We start from the raw sequence: 14,837 nt of genomic DNA, 5'->3' as shown, positions 1-14,837 counted from the left end.
GATGAGCCAGTTGATTCGTGTGCAAGACCTGCGTGTGGTTGCCGAGGGCGACCATGGCGAGCTGGAGATCGTCAAAGGCGTCAGCTTCTCGCTGGAAAAAGGTGAAGTGCTGGCACTGATCGGCGAGTCGGGCTCCGGCAAGACCACCATCGCGCTGGCCCTGCTCGGTTACGCCCGACGCGGTTGCAAGCTGGCTGGCGGGGTGGTTCAAGTGGGCGAGCACGACATGCTCAGCCTGCCCGAAAGCCAATTGCAGGGCCTGCGTGGCAACCGCGTTTCCTACATTGCACAAAGCGCCGCAGCCGCCTTCAACCCGGCGAAAAAGCTGATCGATCAAGTGATCGAAGGTGCGCTGATTCATGGCCTGGGCAGCCGCGCGGAACTGGAAGCCAAGGCTGTCGAGCTATTCCGCGACCTGGCCCTGCCCAATCCGGAAAGCATCGGCCGGCGTTACCCGCATCAGGTCTCGGGTGGCCAGTTGCAGCGCGTCATGGCGGCCATGGCGCTGATCAGTGATCCGTTGCTGGTGATCCTCGACGAGCCGACCACCGCACTGGACGTCACCACGCAGATCGACGTGCTGCGCGCATTCAAGCGAGTCGTCCGCGACCGGGGTGCCACGGCAGTCTATGTCTCCCACGACCTTGCGGTGGTGGCGCAGATGGCCGATCAGATCGTGGTGCTCAATGGCGGGCGGATCATCGAACAGAGCAGCACCGCCGAGCTGCTCAAAGGCCCGGCGGATGCCTACAGCCGCAGCCTGCTGGCGGCGGCGCGTCCGGATAAAGTACTGAGTCCGGCCAGCGAAGTGGTCAAGGACAGCACGCTGCTGACCATCAAAGGCCTGACGGCGGGGTATGGCAAAAAAGATCTGCAAGGCATGCCGATGATTCGCGTGCTGGAAGACATCGACCTGACCATCCGCCGTGGTCAGGCCATCGGCGTGATCGGTGAGTCGGGCTCGGGCAAATCGACGCTGGCCCGTGTGGTCGCCGGTCTTCTGGACCCGGCGCATGGCAGCCTGACGTTCGACGGTGCCGACTTGTCCGGCACCCTGGCGGGTCGTACCGAAGAACAGTTCCGGCGCATTCAGATGGTGTTTCAGAACGCCGATACCGCGCTCAACCCGATGCACAGCATCAGCGCGATTCTGGCCCGCCCGCTGAAGATGTATTTCGGCCTGAAGGGCAAGGCCCTGCGCGAGCGCATCGATGAGCTGATGGACCTGGTGCGCCTGCCTCGCGAGCTGGCCGAGCGGCGCCCCAACGAACTCTCGGGCGGGCAGAAACAGCGCGTCAACCTGGCCCGCGCCCTGGCGGCCAAGCCGGACCTGATCCTCTGTGATGAAGTGACCTCGGCGCTGGATACCGTGGTCGGTGCATGCATCCTCGAACTGCTCGGCGAACTGCGCCGCAAGCTGGGGGTTTCCTACCTGTTCATCAGCCACGACATCTCCACCGTTCGCGCGCTGTCCGACGACATCGTGGTGATGTACAGCGGCCACAAGGTTGAAGAGGGCAGCCGCGAAGCCTTCAGCCGAGTGCCGTTCCATCCTTACACCGATCTGCTGGTGCATTCGGTGCCGGAATTGCGTCAGGGCTGGCTGGAAACCTGCGGTGTGACCAGCGGCAAGCTGCCGCCCATCAGCGCACCGGCCAACAATCCGGAGCTGTGCACCTTCCTCAATCGCTGCCCGGCCCGCATCGAAGGCCTGTGCAACAAGACCGCGCCGGGTCGTCGCCTGATCGCAGGTGGCAGCGAGATCCTTTGCCACCGCGACAGCGACGAGCTGCAAGCCGTGCAAGAAAACCTGAACCCTGAAACCGTCGGAGCTTACGCATGAATGGCCGTTTTGTGAGACTGGGCGAACGCGAACGCCCGGTCGTGAGCCTGATGGTCGATGGCGCGCCCATCGAGGCATTGCAGGGCGATACCCTGATGGTGGCGTTGCTGACCCGCAAGGCCACATTACGCCAGTCCGAGTTCGACACCGGGCGCCGTGCAGGTTTCTGCCTGATGGGCGCCTGCCAGGACTGCTGGGTCTGGACCCGCAGCGGCGAGCGGCTGCGCGCCTGCTCCAACGAGGTCCGCGACGGACTCGACATCGTCACCACCCAACCGGAGGCGAAATGGCCACTTCTTCACGGTTAGACGTTCGCAACCCTGGTAGCCCGAGAGTCGTCATCATCGGCGCCGGCCCGGCAGGTACCCGTTGCGCCGAAACCTTGCTGGCTGCAGGCATCAAACCGATTTTGATCGACGAAAACCGGCGTGACGGCGGGCAGATCTATCGCCGTCAGCCAGAGGGCTTCAAGCGCGATTATTCAGCGCTGTATGGCACCGAAGCGGCCAAGGCGCGTGACCTGCATGAAAGCTTCGATCGCCTGCGCATGCAGATCGACTACCGCCCTGACACGCTGGCCTGGAACCTGACCCACGGCGAACTGTGCTGCGCCAGTCAGGGCGTGCACACCGTGGTCGAATACGACGCACTGATCCTGTGTGCCGGGGCCACCGACCGCCTGATGCCGATCAAGGGCTGGCAGCTGGCAGGCACCTACAGCCTCGGCGGCTCGCAGATTGCGCTCAAGTCGCAATCGGTCTCGATTGGCAGTCGCGTGGTGTTCATGGGCAGCGGCCCGCTGCTGTACCTGGTCGCCAGCCAGTACGTCAAAGCCGGTGCCGATGTCGCTGCGGTGCTCGACACCTCACCGTTCGGCAAACGCGTCGGTGCGATGCCCAAATTGCTGGCGCGTCCCGGTCTGCTGTTCAACGGCATGAAACTGCTGGGCCAACTGTACAGCGCCGGGGTGCCGGTGCATCTGGGCGTGCAGCCCGAGGAAATCATCGGCAGCGAACAGGACGGCGTGGTCGGCGTGCGCGTGCAGCTGGCCAATGGCACCTCGCTGAACGTCGATTGCGATGCTCTGGCGCTGGGTTACCACCTGCGTCCGGAAACCCAACTGGCTGATCTGGCCGGCTGCCAGTTACGCTTCGACGAAGCGTCCGGGCAATGGGTGCTGGCAGTCGATGAGGAGGGGCGTACTTCGGTCAAAGGTTTTTACGCCGCAGGCGACGGCGCGAAGATTCGTGGCGCCGATGCCGCTGAACAGGCCGGTCGACTGGTGGCGATGGCACTGCTGGAGGACCTCGGGCGACCTGTGGATAACTCGCGTCAGGAAGAAGTACGCAAGAGCCTGGTGGCAATGGATCGCTTTCGGGTCGGGCTGGCCGAGGCGTTTCCGTGGCCTGCGGCCCAGGCCGCTGCCTTGCCCGATGACGCCATTGTCTGCCGCTGCGAGATGATCAGCGCCGGTGAGTTGCGCGGCGTCGTACGTGAAAAGGGCGCCTGCGAAGTCAATCGCGCCAAGGCTTTCAGTCGCGTCGGCATGGGCCGCTGCCAGGGCCGCTACTGCTCGCAGGCCGGGGCCGAGGTGATCGCGGCCGAAGCCGGTGTGCCGGTCGAACAGGTCGGTCGCCAGCGCGGTCAGGCGCCGGTCAAACCGTTGTCGATGCTGATCGACGAGGTGGTGTCATGAGGCAGCCGAGAGTCGATGTGCTGATTGTCGGCGGTGGCTTCATGGGCTCGGCGTCAGCCTTCTTTCTGCGCCAGCGCGGCAAGTCGGTGACGCTGCTGGAGCGCGACGTGATCGGCCAGTACGCCAGCGGCGTGAACTTCGGCAACGTGCGCCGTCAGGGGCGGCATCTTGGCCAGCTGGAACTCGCCAACCGTTCCAGAGCGTTATGGCAGCGGCTGCCGGAGCTGATCGGTGAAGACCTGGAATTCCTACCCAGCGGCCACATGCGCGTCTGCTATCGCGAGGACGAAATCGCCGAACTGGAAGCCTACGCAGCGGCCCCGGAAGCCCGTGAGCTGGACCTGAAAATCTATAGCGGGAAAGCACTGCACGAGCGCTTTCCGTTTCTCGGGCCGGACGTGAAGGGCGGCTCCTACGCGCCACACGATGGCCACGCCAACCCGCGTCTGGCAGCACCGGCTTTCGCCCGCGCGGCGATTCGGGCCGGGGCGCGGATCGAAGAGCGTACCGAAGTGGCCCATGTGGAAAAGGTCGGTCACGAATTCGAAGTCACCACCACTGACGGGCGCATATTCACCGCCGATCAGTTGCTGATCACCGCTGGCGCCTGGGGACAGAAACTCTCCACGCAGTTTGGTGAGTCCGTGCCGCTGGACACCCACGGTCCGCAGATGGCCGTGACCGAGCCGGTGCCGTATGCATTGCCGACAGTGATCGGTGTGTTCACCAAAATCCCTCACGAAGTGATCTACTTCCGGCAGATCGCACGCGGCAACATCGTCATCGGTGGTGGTTTTCGCAGCAAGCCGGACATGATCAACCGCCGCGCCTACGTCGAGCCGCGCAGCATCATCAATCAGGTGCAGCAAATGCGTCGCCTGTTGCCCGGCGTCGGCAACCTGAACATCATCCGCGTGTGGAGCGGCATCGAAGGCTACACGCCGGATTCGCTGCCGGTGATGGGTCGCAGCGGCAAGGTCGACGGCCTGTTCTATGCGTTCGGCTTCTGCGGCCACGGCTTCCAGCTCGGTCCGGGCGTGGGCGACGTGATGGCTGAGCTGATCAGCACCGGCGCGACCAGCACCTCGATCAGCCCGTTCGACATTCGCCGGTTTGATGTCAGCCTTGTGGACAACCTCACTGAACAGACGAGTAAAGCCTCATGAGCCCACGCGCACTGGAAATCCTCAAGCGCCTGATCGCCTTCGACACCGTGTCGTCGGAGCCGAACATGGCGCTGATCGAATACGTCCGTGAACTGTTGGCCAGCAAAGGCATCGAGTCGCTGATCGTCAAGGACGAGACCGGCAAGAAGGCCAACCTGTTCGCCAGCACCGGCCCGCGTGATGTACCCGGCGTGCTGCTGTCCGGCCACACCGACGTGGTTCCTGCGGCCGGTCAGGCGTGGACGATGCCGCCGTTTCAGGCCACCCTGCGTGACGGGCGCATCTACGGCCGTGGCACCTGCGACATGAAGGGCTTTATCGCCCTGGCTATCGACGCGATGCTCAATGCCGCGGACATGCCCCTGATGCGACCGCTGCAATTGGCGCTGTCCCACGACGAAGAGATCGGCTGTGTCGGTGTGCGGCGTCTGCTCGACGTCCTGCATCTGGCACCGGTACGCCCGTTCCTGTGCGTGGTTGGCGAGCCGACCCTGATGCAGTTCGCTGTCGGTCACAAGGGCAAGGCGTCCTATCGCACCTTCTGTCGAGGCCAGGAAGCGCATTCCTCGCTGGCCCCAAGAGCGGTCAACGCGATTCATCTGGCCAGCGATTTCATCGCCGAGCTGCGCAAGAGCCAGAAGCAGATCGAACAGCAGGGCGCGCGTGACGAGGGCTACGACATTCCCTACAGCACCCTGCACATCGGCCGTATCGATGGCGGCAAGGCGCTGAACATCGTGCCCAACCTGTGCACCATGGAATTCGAGTTCCGCAACCTGCCGGGCGACAACCCCGATCTATTGCTGGAGCAGCTGCGCGAGCGTGCCGAAGTGCTGGTACGTGAAGCGCGACAGCTGTCGGGAGTGGCGGACATCGAGATCGAGGTGATGAACGAATACCCGGCGCTGGAGACCCATCCGAGCGTTGAGGCGGTGCGCATGCTGCATGCGTTTGCCGAACCGGGCACACAGCACATCAAGGTCTCTTATGGCACCGAGGGCGGCCTGTTCGCCGGGCGCCTGAATGTGCCGGTGGTGGTCTGCGGGCCAGGCTCCATCGAGCAGGCACACAAGCCGGACGAGTTTATCGACGAGAGCCAGATGGACGCGGGCGAGCGGTTTCTGCAGAGCCTGCTGGGGTCGTTGAAGCAGTAGAGGCTGCCGTCCGCAGGCAAATTTCAGCATCGGACGCTGCCGTTATCCTGCTTTCAGCATCCTGGACTGTGGCGTCTGCCTAGACTGGCAGTCATCCCGGAACAGGACTCGATCATGCTCAAGAATCAGTTGAAAGACCCCAGCCTGCTGGTAGACCGCGCCTACGTCGATGGGCAATGGATCAGCGCTGACGATGGTGCAACCCTGACCATCAGCGACCCGGCCACCGGCGAGATGCTGGCGCAGGTACCGGCCCTGCAGGGCGTCGAAACCCGACGTGCAATCGAAGCGGCCGATCGCGCCTGGCCTGCTTGGCGCGCGCGTCCCGCGGCCGAACGCGCGGCGCTGCTGGAGCGCTGGCATCAGGCAATGCTCGACAACGTCGAAGACCTGGCGCTGATCATGACCCTTGAGCAGGGCAAGCCGCTGAACGAGTCGCGCGGCGAGATCCGCTACGGTGCCAGCTTCGTCAAATGGTTCGCCGAGGAGGCGCGCCGCTCGTACGGTGAAACCATTCCCGCCCCCAGCGCAGACCGTCGCTTGATGACCCTCAAGCAGCCGGTGGGTGTCTGCGCCGCGATCACGCCGTGGAATTTCCCCAACGCCATGATCACCCGCAAGTGTGCGCCAGCCTTGGCCGCAGGGTGCCCGATCATCGTCAAGCCATCGGACCTCACGCCCTTGTCAGCCCTCGCGCTGGCGGTACTGGCCGAGCGCGTGGGCATTCCTGCCGGGGTGTTCAATGTCATCACTGGCATGCCCGCCGGGATTGGCGAAGAACTGACCGGCAACCCGGTGGTGCGCAAGATTTCCTTCACCGGTTCGACGCCGGTCGGCCGTCTGCTGATGCGCCAGAGCGCTGAACACATCAAACGTCTGAGCCTCGAACTGGGCGGCAACGCGCCCTTCATCGTGTTTGACGACGCGGACCTGGAACAGGCGGTGACGGGCATCATGCTCAGCAAATTCCGCAACGCCGGGCAGACCTGCGTGTGCGCCAACCGGATTCTGGTGCAAAACGGCATCTACGACCGTTTCGCTGCACGGCTGGTGGAAGAGGTCGCCAAGCTCAAGGTCGGCAACGGCCTGGAAGAGGGCGTGACCATCGGCCCGCTGATCAACCCGGCAGCGGTCAGCAAAGTCGCCCGGCATATCGACGATGCGCTGAGCCAGGGGGCGAAACTGCTGCACGGCGGCTCTCCCGACGGCACCAGCCAGTTCGTCCAGCCCACGGTACTGGGCGATACCCACGCGGGCATGCTGCTGGCCAACGAAGAAACCTTCGGCCCGGTCGCGCCGCTGATGCGCTTCACAGATGAAGCCGAAGCGCTGGCACTGGCCAACGCCACGCCTTATGGCCTGGGTGCGTATTACTTCACCCAGGACCTGCGTCGCTCATGGCGTTTCGGCGAGGCGCTGGAATTCGGCATGGTCGGCATCAACACCGGCATCATCTCCATGGAAGTCGCCCCGTTCGGCGGCATCAAACAATCCGGCCTGGGCCGCGAAGGCTCCAGCTACGGACTGGATGAATACCTGGAAGTGAAGGCGTTTCATGTGGGGGGGTTGTAGCGTTCAGAACGGCGTACCAACGCGGAGCGTGGGGAACGATAATCCAACGCATCAGTAACCCTGGCCGCGATCCACCTGCCCCTGCATCGCTTCACCACGCTCAAAACGGCGAATGTTATCGAGCAGGCCAGGAAAGGCGCTTTCCGGCTGGGTCATGGCCGCCACATGTGGGGTCAGCAGGATCTTCGGGTGGGTCCAGAACGGATGGTCGGCTGCCGCCGGTTCCTGCTGCAGCACATCCAGTACCGCAGCGCTGAGTTGGCCGCTGTCCAGCGCTTCCAGCAAGTCCGCTTCCACCAGATGCCCGCCACGACCCATATTGATCAGCGCGGCACCCTTGGGCAATTGTTCGAAAAGCTGACGATTGAGGATGCCTTCGGTCTGCCCGGTCAGCGGCAGTACACACAGCAAAATGTCGCACTGCCCCAGAAAGGCTTGCAGTTGCCCTTCCCCGGCATAGCACTCGACAGCGTCGATTCGATGCTCGCTACGCGCCCAGCCCGACAGTTGGAAACCGAACGGTTTGAGGCTCGACAGAATATGCTGCGCCTGCAACCCAAGCCCCATCACGCCCACTCGACGTTGCCTTGCCGGTATCAGCGGGTGGGCTTTCCAGACGCCTTCAACCTGCTGCTGCCGATAACGCAGCATTTCCCGGTGCAGGCTCAGCACGGCAAAGGTTGCGTACTCACACATCCCGTGACTGATGCCGGGGTCCAGCAGACGCACCACCGGCAGCGATTTCGGAATACGGCTCAGGTCCAGCTGGTCCACACCTGCCGAGAGGGCGAACAGCACTTTCAGGTTGGGCAACAGCTCCTGCAGATCATCGGGCGCCAGCCAGGCACCCAGATAGTGGATGTCGGCCGGGTCGCCGATGTCCGGCCATACCCTCCATTCAATGTCCGGCGCGTGCTCGGCAAACAGGACGCGCCATCGTTCGGCACGTGCGGGATCGGCTTTGTAGAGCAGGGCGGGCATGGGCATTTCCTGAGCATGAAAGGGGAGCCCCATCATGCCGCAAATGCAAAGCAGGATCTGTCGAAACGCCTGCTTCCTGGCCTCTCCAATGTCCGAAAAGCGCCGCTGCCCGGCAGATTGCATGGCGATTTGCGGGCATGAAGGAATCTGCCGTTTGCAAGGCGAAAAACAGTCGATATGGACATCTGAGGGGGCAAGTTCGGCGTAGATCATTTCGCTGAACGCTTAACCTGAACAGCATCGCAGCCACCCCGCCGGCTGCCTGGCCCACGACAGGTATAACCATGAACAGAAAAGTCGACGAAACCCCTCATCTGCTCCGCCAGCGCGATCAGTTCGTGCCGCGCGGGATTGTCACGGCCCACCCGCTGGTCATCGACCGGGCACAGGGTTCTGAATTGTGGGACGTCGATGGCAAGCGCTATCTGGATTTCGTCGGCGGTATCGGCGTGTTGAACATCGGCCACAACCACCCGAACGTGGTCGCGGCGATTCAGGCGCAACTGACCAAAGTCACCCACGCCTGCTTTCAGGTGGCGTCCTATCAGCCCTATCTGGACCTGGCCAAACGCCTGAGCCATCTCATCGCGGGTCAGAGCGGCATCGATCACAAGGCCGTGCTTTTCACCTCCGGCGCCGAAGCGGTCGAAAACGCGGTGAAAATCGCCCGCGCCCACACCAATCGCCCGGCAATCATCTCGTTCCGCGGCGGTTTTCATGGCCGTACGCTGCTTGGCACCACGCTGACCGGCATGAGCCAGCCGTACAAACAGAATTTCGGCCCGATGGCCCCCGAAGTGTTCCACACGCCGTACCCGAACGAGTATCGCGGCGTGACCAGCGAAGTCGCGCTGGCGGCGTTGCACGAGCTGTTGGCCACTCAGGTTGCACCGGAGCGTGTGGCGGCGATTCTGATCGAGCCAATGCAGGGCGATGGCGGCTTCCTGACTGCGCCAGTGGAGTTCATGAAGGCCTTGCGTGCGCTGACCGAGCAACACGGCATCGTGCTGATTGTCGATGAAATCCAGTCCGGTTTCGGGCGGACCGGCAAATGGTTCGGTTTCGAGCATTCGGGTATCCAGCCTGATCTGGTGACGGTGGCCAAGAGCCTCGCGGGCGGCATGCCGCTGTCGGGCGTGGTCGGGCGTGCCGAGATCATGGACGCACCGCTTCCGGGCGGCCTGGGCGGCACCTACGGCGGTAATGCGCTGTCGTGCGCCGCTGCGCTGGCGGTGATCGACACGTACGAGCAGGAAAACCTGCTGGCACGCGGCGAGCAGTTGGGCGAACGTCTGCGTGCGGGTCTGCTTGCGCTCAAAGAACGTTACGCGTGTATTGGCGACGTGCGCGGCACGGGTTTCATGCTCGCCATGGAGATGGTCAAGAATGACGCGGCACGCAGTCCGGACGCCGATCTTAACCAGAAGGTCATCGATCAGGCGCGCATCGGCGGCCTGCTGGTGATCAAGTGCGGCGTGTACCGCAACGTCCTGCGTTTCCTGGCCCCACTGGTGACCACCGAGCAGCAGATCGATGAAGCACTGGGCATTCTCGACGCTGCCTTGGCACGAGTATTGAAGTCCAGCTGAGCGCAAGCGTGGTCGCGGCCGTCGCGAGACGCTGCGACCACCCGCGCTGGGGATCATTGTTGAATGGAGACGTTGCCTGCCATGGGGCTTATTGATTACCGCGCACTGCTGATCGATTGTGATGAAGTGCTGGTGGACCGTGATTCAGGTGTCTGGGCGGCGTTGCAGCCGCTGCTGGAAAACGGCCTGAATACGCCGGAGAAAGATCAGGTGCTGACCGAGTTCAATGACGTGGTCCGCACCTTGTACCCGCGCTTCGACGAACTGGGTTTCAGCGGGCTGCTGTGCTTTGCGCATCGACAGCTGGCCGAACGCCTGGGGATCAAGGCGAGTTGGGAAGAGGGCATGACCTTCGCCCGCTCGGTGCCGAACTGGACGCTGTTCGAGGATGCGCCCGGCGCGATGCTCTACCTGCGCAAGTTCTATCGATTGCTGGTGTACGCCGACCGCGACCTGCAGGATCGCGGTGTGCTGTGCGAACGACTGGGGCTCGAGCCCGACAGCCTGCTGTCACTGACCACCCACCCGCTGGACGACACGGCGTGGCTTGCCGACATGGATCTGGAGCCGCGTGACACCTTGATAGTGTCACGCCCACCGGCCTCGGCGCTGAGCACTGGCGGGCTGTGCCTGATCCGCCGCAGCCGTGAGCAACACCGTCAGCCATGCACCGCCGACCTGTGCATCAACAGCATGGCCGATCTGGTCGCTCAGCATCAGCTGTCTTTACGGCGCTGATTTTGCTAGAAGGTAGGCACCGTGAATGGCAATACAAGAGGTAGGTAATGGAAGGCTTGGTCAAACTGGATCGGATTGATATCAATATTTTGGTAGAACTCCAGAAAGACGGGCGCATGACCAACGTCAGCCTGGCCGATGCCGTCGGACTTTCCGCGAGCCCTTGCCTGCAACGCGTCAAACGTCTGGAGTCGGCAGGTTATATTTCCAGCTACAAGGCGCACCTCAATCTGGCCAAGATCACCGAATCGGTCACCGTGTTCACGGAAATCTCCCTCAGCGATCACAAGCGCGAAGACTTCGCCAAATTCGAAGCCAACATCCGTCACGTCGACGAAGTGCTGGAATGCCACCTGATCAGCGGCGGCTACGATTACCTGGTGCGCTTCATGACCCGCAGCATTCAGCATTACCAGGAAGTGATCGAAGAGCTGCTGGACAAGAACATCGGCATCTCCAAGTACTTCAGCTACATCGTCATCAAATCCCCGGTCATGAAAGACGGCGTACCGCTGCGCAAACTGTTGCGCCACTGAAGCTCCAGCCAAGAGGACGAGGAGCGTCCGGAACGGCATACCCACTTCAGAGCATGGGCACGAGGGCCATGTGGATTGTGGGAGTGACCGGGACGGCGATCTGCATTGCTTCGAAGGCGGTGGTTAAAGCGACCTGATATCAAGGCTGACTGGCCTCTTCGCGAGCAAGCTCGCTCCCACAGGATGTGTGTATCGCGCTGAGCCACGATAGCGTTCGCCCGAACACCTCGCGATCTCCCTGACACCTATCGTTCCTCACGCTCCAGCGTGGGAATGCCTTGCGTGACGCTCCGCGTCACAGATCTGCGCAGCACCGCATACGCAGCCGTGAATACCGGGCAAAGAATATGTATTTCTGAAATTCTGGCATAGGGCTACTATCCGGACGGCACTTTGGCCGGGCTTTTGCTCGTGCAGATTTGAAAACCGGCAGGAGCCCCTGTCGCCATGGATTTCAAAAGGATGTGTTCGATGCCCGTAGCCCCTCGTTTCCTTGACCATTACCGCAAGGCCGACCGGATCATGCTGGGTCTGATCTGGCTGTTGTTCATCTACGCGCTCGGGTTGGCGTTCTGGTTCGACACCTTCACCCAGGCAGTCATCGTCGGTGGCGGCACCGCGGTGGTGCTGACCGGGCTGTATCGGGCCATCGGCGGCACCCGATTGATGCGTTGCTGTTTCGGTGTGGGCCTGATGGTCATGACCGCGCTGCACATCAATCAGACCCACGGGCAGGTCGAGATACATTTCGGCATCTTCGTCCTGCTGGCAGTGCTGACCTTCTACCGCGACTGGCTGCCGATTCTGGTCGCTGCCGTCACCATCGCTCTCCACCACATCGTTTTCCATGCCTTGCAGCACTCCGGCTTCCCGGTGTACGTCATGCACCACGGCTTCGGCTGGAGCATGGTCCTTGTGCATGCGGTGTATGTAGTCGTTGAAAGCGCGATTCTGGTTTACCTGGCCGTGCAGAATCAGGCCGAGGCGGTCGAGAATCAGGACATGCTGGACCGGATGCTGGCCACCACCAACCAGTTCTCTACCGATAGCCAGTCCAGCGAGCGCTCGGGCAAACATGTCTCGCTGGCGCAACGTTTCGAGCAGTTTCTGGCGCAGATCACCAGCCTGGTCGACGGTGTGGTACGTGACACTCGCGGGCTGGGCGAACTGGGTCATGACCTCGCCAAGGCCAGTGGTACGCTGGAAACCGGTGCGCAGCATCAGCTCAGTGAAATCGCCCGCATGACCAACGCCATGCAGCGCATGGGCGAAGCCATGAACGATATCTCCAGCCACGTCGCGCAAGCCGTGCAGCGGGCCGGTGACGCCAGCGATCAGGTCGCCCACGGGCGCGACAGTGTCGACCGTGCGCAGAGCGAAATCACCCAGCTTGCCGCACGCATCACGACCACCGATGAAACCGTACAGGCCCTGGCCAACCAGTCAGAACAGATCGGCAAAGTGCTGGACGTGATCGGCAGCATTGCCGAGCAGACCAACCTGCTGGCCCTCAATGCTGCAATCGAAGCCGCACGCGCCGGTGAGCAGGGCCGAGGCTTTGCGGTGGTGGCGGACGAGGTGCGCAACCTCGCGCAGCGCACAGCGTCGTCGACCAAGGAAATCCAGACCATCATCGAAGACCTGCAAAAAGGCAGTCGTCAGGCCGCTACGGCCATGAACGACAGCCTGCAGGGCGTCGGGCGTTGTGTCGAGGACAGCCAGCGCGCTTCGGAATCCTTGCGCGCCGTCGGCGAAGGCATCGGCCATATCACCCAGCTCAACGGCCTGATTGCCACGACGACCGAACAACAGTCCACCGTCAGCCGGGAAATTGCCGATCAGCTGCGCTCGGTACAGACCATCGCCGAGCACACCGCTGCCAATATCGGTGTGTTGGCGACCAGCAGCCAGAGCCTGTCGCCGCTGGCCATTCGCCTGGAAGCGCTGGGCCAGAGCTTTCACGCGTAGCTTTCGGGCTCAGGCAAACACCAGCCCCGACGAGCGCAGCAGTTCCTGAGTGTAGGCCTGCTGCGGTGCGGCGAAGATCTCGCGGGACAGGCCCTGCTCGACCACCTTGCCGTCCTTGATCACGATCAGATCATGGGCCAGGGCGTGAACCACCGCCAGGTCATGGCTGATGAACAGGTACGTCAGACCGCGACGGATTTGCAGGTCACGCAGCAGGGCGACGATTTGCTTTTGCACGGTCCGGTCGAGCGCCGAGGTCGGCTCGTCGAGCAGGATCAGATCCGGTTCAAGCACCAACGCCCGTGCGATGGAAATACGCTGGCGCTGACCGCCGGAAAACTCGTGCGGGTAACGATGCCGGGTGGCCGGGTCCAGGCCGACTTCCTGCAACACGCGGATCACCGTCTGTTCCCGCTCTTTCGGCGTACCGATGTTGTGCGTCACCAGGCCCTCGGCAACGATCTGTTCCACGGTCATGCGCGGGCTGAGGCTGCCGAACGGGTCCTGAAACACCACCTGCAACTGGCGGCGCAACGGGCGCATCAGGTGCTGACTGTGCAGGCTCAGTTCCTTGGTGCCGAAGCGTATGCTGCCCTCTGAATCGACCAGGCGCAAAATCGCCTGACCCAAAGTCGATTTACCCGAACCCGACTCGCCGACAATGCCCAGCGTCTTGCCCTTGAGCAGCTCGAAACTCACCCCGTCCACCGCCTTCACATACTGCGGCTCACGTTTGAACCAGGCCTTGCCCAGCGGGAACCAGACCTTCAGGTCCTGCACCGACAGCAGCGTGTTGCTGTGCGTGGACGGCACCGGTTCGCCATCCGGCTCGGCATTGATCAGCAGACAGCTGTAAGGGTGCTGCGGACTGTCGAACAGGGTCTGGCAATCGGCCTGCTCGACAATCTCGCCCTCACGCATCACGCAGACCCGCTGGGCGATGCGCCGCACCAGATTGAGGTCGTGGCTGATCAGCAGCAGCGACATGTTCAGCCGCTGTTGCAGGGACTTGAGCAATTCCAGGATCTTCACCTGAGCGGTCACGTCCAGCGCGGTGGTCGGCTCGTCGGCGATCAGCAGATCCGGCTCGTTGGCCAGCGCCATGGCAATCATGATGCGCTGCCGCTGCCCACCCGACAGTTGATGCGGATACGCCTTGAGACGTGACAGCGGGTCACGAATGCCGACCAGTTCCAGCAGCTCCAGGGTTCGGCTCAGCGCGGCCTTGCCCTTGAGGCCCTTGTGGGTCGCGAGGATTTCGCCGATCTGTTTTTCGACCGTGTGCAGCGGGTTCAGCGAACTCATGGGCTCCTGAAAAATCATCGCCACGCGGTTGCCGCGCAGACTGCGTAACTGCTTGTCGCTGGCGCTGACCAGATCCAGCCCGTCGTAACGAATCGAGCCCTGGGTGCTGACGGTTTTCGCCGGCAACAGACGCAGAATCGAATGCGCCGTGACCGACTTGCCCGAGCCGGATTCGCCCACCAGCGCCAGGCACTCGCCACGACGGATATCGAGGCTGACGCCATGCACCACTTCGCGGCCGTTGAAAGCGACCCGCAGGTCGCGAATTTCAATCAGGTTGTCTTGCATG

12 protein-coding genes are annotated in these 14,837 nt (G+C 62.6%); 10 read left to right on the top strand and 2 right to left on the bottom strand.

What is annotated here, in order from left to right:
- Position 1: 1 nt before the first annotated feature.
- The 6 genes from PCPL58_RS03210 (at position 2) to PCPL58_RS03185 (ending at position 7,431) form a co-directional block, all read left to right on the top strand.
- Entirely contained in the window at positions 2 to 1,843 is a 1,842-nt protein-coding gene (locus tag PCPL58_RS03210; protein WP_065348807.1) for an ABC transporter ATP-binding protein, read from the top strand.
- Complete coding sequence (locus PCPL58_RS03205; protein WP_003367589.1) at positions 1,840 to 2,151, top strand: (2Fe-2S)-binding protein; 312 nt, start codon at positions 1,840 to 1,842, stop codon at positions 2,149 to 2,151. Before PCPL58_RS03210 ends, PCPL58_RS03205 begins: the two co-directional genes overlap by 4 nt.
- Positions 2,130 to 3,539: an FAD/NAD(P)-dependent oxidoreductase gene (locus PCPL58_RS03200; RefSeq protein WP_065348806.1), complete on the top strand. Its 1,410-nt coding sequence runs from the start codon at positions 2,130 to 2,132 to the stop codon at positions 3,537 to 3,539. Before PCPL58_RS03205 ends, PCPL58_RS03200 begins: the two co-directional genes overlap by 22 nt.
- The gene (locus PCPL58_RS03195; RefSeq protein WP_060708494.1) at positions 3,536 to 4,705 is read left to right on the top strand and encodes an NAD(P)/FAD-dependent oxidoreductase; all 1,170 of its coding nucleotides are present in this window, start codon (positions 3,536 to 3,538) and stop codon (positions 4,703 to 4,705) included. The genes PCPL58_RS03200 and PCPL58_RS03195 overlap by 4 nt, the downstream gene beginning before the upstream one ends.
- The gene (argE, locus tag PCPL58_RS03190) at positions 4,702 to 5,859 is read left to right on the top strand and encodes an acetylornithine deacetylase (RefSeq protein WP_065348805.1); all 1,158 of its coding nucleotides are present in this window, start codon (positions 4,702 to 4,704) and stop codon (positions 5,857 to 5,859) included. Before PCPL58_RS03195 ends, argE begins: the two co-directional genes overlap by 4 nt.
- A 114-nt stretch (positions 5,860 to 5,973) precedes the next feature.
- Positions 5,974 to 7,431, top strand: a complete 1,458-nt coding sequence (locus PCPL58_RS03185; protein ID WP_065348804.1) for an NAD-dependent succinate-semialdehyde dehydrogenase — start codon at positions 5,974 to 5,976, stop codon at positions 7,429 to 7,431.
- Between the two features lie 51 nt (positions 7,432 to 7,482).
- Here the strand turns inward: PCPL58_RS03185 and PCPL58_RS03180 are convergent, their stop codons facing one another.
- A complete protein-coding gene (locus PCPL58_RS03180; protein ID WP_044310401.1) occupies positions 7,483 to 8,412 on the bottom strand; it encodes a 2-hydroxyacid dehydrogenase in 930 nt (309 codons plus the stop codon).
- Between the two features lie 284 nt (positions 8,413 to 8,696).
- Here PCPL58_RS03180 and gabT point away from each other — a divergent pair, with 284 nt between their 5' ends.
- The 4 genes from gabT to PCPL58_RS03160 all read left to right on the top strand — a co-directional run bounded on the left by gabT (position 8,697) and on the right by PCPL58_RS03160 (position 13,243).
- Positions 8,697 to 10,001 (top strand): 4-aminobutyrate--2-oxoglutarate transaminase, encoded by a 1,305-nt coding sequence (gabT, locus tag PCPL58_RS03175; RefSeq protein ID WP_065348803.1) that lies wholly within the window; start codon positions 8,697 to 8,699, stop codon positions 9,999 to 10,001.
- Between the two features lie 81 nt (positions 10,002 to 10,082).
- Entirely contained in the window at positions 10,083 to 10,739 is a 657-nt protein-coding gene (locus tag PCPL58_RS03170) for an HAD family hydrolase (RefSeq protein WP_032631801.1), read from the top strand.
- Between the two features lie 47 nt (positions 10,740 to 10,786).
- Positions 10,787 to 11,275, top strand: coding sequence for an Lrp/AsnC family transcriptional regulator (locus PCPL58_RS03165; RefSeq protein ID WP_002555947.1), 489 nt, complete (start codon positions 10,787 to 10,789; stop codon positions 11,273 to 11,275).
- Between the two features lie 471 nt (positions 11,276 to 11,746).
- Positions 11,747 to 13,243, top strand: coding sequence for a methyl-accepting chemotaxis protein (locus tag PCPL58_RS03160; RefSeq protein ID WP_065348802.1), 1,497 nt, complete (start codon positions 11,747 to 11,749; stop codon positions 13,241 to 13,243).
- Between the two features lie 9 nt (positions 13,244 to 13,252).
- Here the strand turns inward: PCPL58_RS03160 and PCPL58_RS03155 are convergent, their stop codons facing one another.
- Positions 13,253 to 14,836, bottom strand: a complete 1,584-nt coding sequence (locus tag PCPL58_RS03155; protein ID WP_065348801.1) for an ABC transporter ATP-binding protein — start codon at positions 14,834 to 14,836, stop codon at positions 13,253 to 13,255.
- Position 14,837 lies beyond the last annotated feature (1 nt).

Source organism: Pseudomonas cerasi (genome assembly GCF_900074915.1).
Taxonomy (GTDB): domain Bacteria; phylum Pseudomonadota; class Gammaproteobacteria; order Pseudomonadales; family Pseudomonadaceae; genus Aquipseudomonas; species Aquipseudomonas cerasi.
The sequence above is the reverse complement of the archived record's forward strand: the minus strand, read 5'-3'. Positions and strand labels throughout refer to the sequence as shown.

Excerpts from the sequence above, each read along its gene's own strand:
- PCPL58_RS03170 (WP_032631801.1), top strand. The coding sequence starts at position 10,083 with ATGGGGCTTATTGATTACCGCGCACTGCTGATCGATTGTGATGAAGTG.
- PCPL58_RS03210 (WP_065348807.1), top strand. The coding sequence starts at position 2 with ATGAGCCAGTTGATTCGTGTGCAAGACCTGCGTGTGGTTGCCGAGGGC.
- PCPL58_RS03160 (WP_065348802.1), top strand. The coding sequence starts at position 11,747 with ATGCCCGTAGCCCCTCGTTTCCTTGACCATTACCGCAAGGCCGACCGG.
- PCPL58_RS03185 (WP_065348804.1), top strand. The coding sequence starts at position 5,974 with ATGCTCAAGAATCAGTTGAAAGACCCCAGCCTGCTGGTAGACCGCGCC.
- gabT (WP_065348803.1), top strand. The coding sequence starts at position 8,697 with ATGAACAGAAAAGTCGACGAAACCCCTCATCTGCTCCGCCAGCGCGAT.
- PCPL58_RS03155 (WP_065348801.1), bottom strand. The coding sequence starts at position 14,836 with ATGCAAGACAACCTGATTGAAATTCGCGACCTGCGGGTCGCTTTCAAC.
- PCPL58_RS03200 (WP_065348806.1), top strand. The coding sequence starts at position 2,130 with ATGGCCACTTCTTCACGGTTAGACGTTCGCAACCCTGGTAGCCCGAGA.
- PCPL58_RS03180 (WP_044310401.1), bottom strand. The coding sequence starts at position 8,412 with ATGCCCGCCCTGCTCTACAAAGCCGATCCCGCACGTGCCGAACGATGG.
- argE (WP_065348805.1), top strand. The coding sequence starts at position 4,702 with ATGAGCCCACGCGCACTGGAAATCCTCAAGCGCCTGATCGCCTTCGAC.
- PCPL58_RS03195 (WP_060708494.1), top strand. The coding sequence starts at position 3,536 with ATGAGGCAGCCGAGAGTCGATGTGCTGATTGTCGGCGGTGGCTTCATG.
- PCPL58_RS03205 (WP_003367589.1), top strand. The coding sequence starts at position 1,840 with ATGAATGGCCGTTTTGTGAGACTGGGCGAACGCGAACGCCCGGTCGTG.
- PCPL58_RS03165 (WP_002555947.1), top strand. The coding sequence starts at position 10,787 with ATGGAAGGCTTGGTCAAACTGGATCGGATTGATATCAATATTTTGGTA.